Annotated in this window: 1 protein-coding gene; it reads left to right on the top strand. The window is 71.8% G+C overall.

All coding sequences use genetic code 11. The annotated features are described in order from the left end of the window. A partial coding sequence (locus ACFVVX_RS37895; RefSeq protein ID WP_387952720.1) for a condensation domain-containing protein occupies positions 1–2542 on the top strand: 2542 nt, incomplete at both ends.

Here is a 2542-nt window from a genome sequence, read left to right as displayed (position 1 = left end):
TGGCCCTGCCACACCCACCCCACCACCACCACCGTCCCCATCGGACACCCCATCTGGAACACCCGCCTCCACGTCCTCGACGCACACCTCCAGCCGGTACCGGTGGGCACCCCCGGCGAGCTCTACCTCACCGGCACCCAACTCGCCCGCGGCTACCTCAACCGCCCCGCCCTCACCGCCGAACGCTTCACCGCCAACCCCTACGGCCAACCCGGCGAACGCATGTACCGCACCGGCGACCTCGTCACCTGGCGCCCCGACGGCAGCATCGACTACCTCGGCCGCACCGACCACCAAGTCAAAATCCGCGGCTTCCGCATCGAACTCGGCGAAATCGAGTCGGCGCTCACCGCACACCCCGCCATCACCCACGCCACCGTCCTCGCCCGCGAAGACACCCCCGGCGACAAGCGCCTGATCGGCTACGTCGTCCCGGTCTCACCGGAGGCCGTGGACACCGAGCAGCTCCGCAAGCACCTCGCCTCAGAACTCCCCGACTACATGGTCCCCAGCGCGATCATGCAGCTGGACGCCCTGCCGCTGACGGCCAACGGCAAGCTCGACCGCAAGGCCCTGCCCGCACCGGAGTTCACGGCGGCCGGCTCCGGCCGCGCACCCCGAACCGAGCAGGAAGAAGCCCTCTGCGCCGTCTTCGCCGAGGTCCTCGGCATCACCACGGTCACCATCGACGACAGCTTCTTCGAACTCGGCGGCCACTCCCTGCTGGCGACGCGGCTGGTCAGCCGGATCCGTACCGCGCTGGGCATCGAGGTCGGCATCCGCACCCTGTTCGAGGCCCCGACCGTCGCCGGCCTGGCCGAGCGCCTCGGCGGAGCCGGTACGACCCGGCTCGCCCTGACCGCGGGCGAGCGCCCGGACATGCTGCCGCTGTCCGCCGCCCAGCGACGGCTGTGGTTCCTCGGCGAGCTCGAAGGCCCCAGCGCCACCTACAACATCGCCACCGCGCTGCGGCTCAGCGGCGCCCTGGACCGGGAGGCCCTGCGGGCCGCGCTCGGCGACGTCATCGGGCGCCACGAGGTGCTGCGTACGGTGTTCCGCACCGCCGACGGCCGACCGCACCAGCACGTCCTCGACCCGGCGGCGGTCACCCTCGACCTGCCCGTCACCGAGGTCACCGAGGCGGAGCTCGAGCAGGCCCTCGCCGACGCGGCCGGGCACGTCTTCGACCTGTCCACCCAGATACCCCTGCGCGCCGAGCTGTTCACCACCGCCGAGAACGAGCACGTCCTCGTTCTCCTCGTGCACCACATCGCGGGCGACGGCTGGTCCATGGGCCCGCTCGCCCGCGACATCTCCCAGGCCTACGCGACCCGACTCGACGGCCACGCCCCCGCGTGGCAGCCGCTGCCGGTGCAGTACGCCGACTACACCCTGTGGCAGCAGAAGCTCCTCGGCGAGGACGCCGACCCGCAGAGCGTCCTGTCCCAGCAGCTCGCCCACTGGCGCGAGGCCCTGTCCGGCCTCCCGGAAGAGCTCCAGCTGCCCACCGACCGGCCCCGCCCGGCCATCGCCACCCACCACGGCGCGACGCACGACCTGGACATCCCCGCCGAGCTGCACCAGCAGCTCAGCGACCTCGCCCGCTCGCGCGGTGTGACCGTGTTCATGGTCCTCCAGGCAGCACTGGCCACCCTGCTCTCCCGTCTGGGTGCGGGCACCGACATCCCCGTCGGCACCCCCATCGCCGGACGCACCGACGAAGCCCTCGACGACCTGGTCGGGTTCTTCGTCAACACCCTCGTCATGCGCACCGACGTCTCCGGCGACCCGAGCTTCGGCGAGCTCCTCGGCCGCGTCCAGGACGCCGGGCTCGGTGCCTTCTCGAACCAGGACATCCCCTTCGAGCGCCTCGTCGAGGACCTCGCCCCCACCCGCTCCATGGCCCGGCACCCGCTGTTCCAGGTCATGCTCACCCTGCAGAACAACACCGAGGCCGCCCTCGAACTCCCGGGCCTGGCAACCGAACTGCTCCCCGCCGGGCAGGCCCCGGCCAAGTTCGACCTGGACTTCCAGCTCGGCGAGGCCTTCGACGCCACCGGCCGGGCCGCCGGCCTCCACGGCTGGGTCACCTTCGCGACCGACCTGTTCGACCGGACCACGATCGAGGCCGTCGCCCAGCGTTTCGTGCGGGTTCTGCACGCCGCCGTCGCCGACCCCGAGCAGCCCGTCAACCGCCTCCAGATCCTGGACGCGGCCGAGCGCCGACAGCTGCTGACCGAGTGGAACGACACCGCTCAGGACCTGCCCGCCACCACGCTGCCCGCGCTGTTCCAGGCCCAGGTGGCGCGCACGCCGGAGGCGACCGCCCTGGTGTTCGCGGACAACGAGCTCACCTACGCGGAGCTGAACGAGCGGGCCAACCGTCTCGCTCATTTGCTGACCGAGCACGGCGTCGGCCCGGAGACCCTGGTCGGCGTCCTCATGGGACGCTCCACCGAGCTGGTCGTCTCCCTGCTGGCGATCCTCAAGGCCGGCGGCGCCTACCTGCCGATCGACCCCAACTACCCCGCCGACCGCATCA

This window comes from Kitasatospora sp. NPDC058170, from assembly GCF_042883905.1.
GTDB lineage: Bacteria > Actinomycetota > Actinomycetes > Streptomycetales > Streptomycetaceae > Kitasatospora.
The sequence above is the reverse complement of the archived record's forward strand: the minus strand, read 5'-3'. Positions and strand labels throughout refer to the sequence as shown.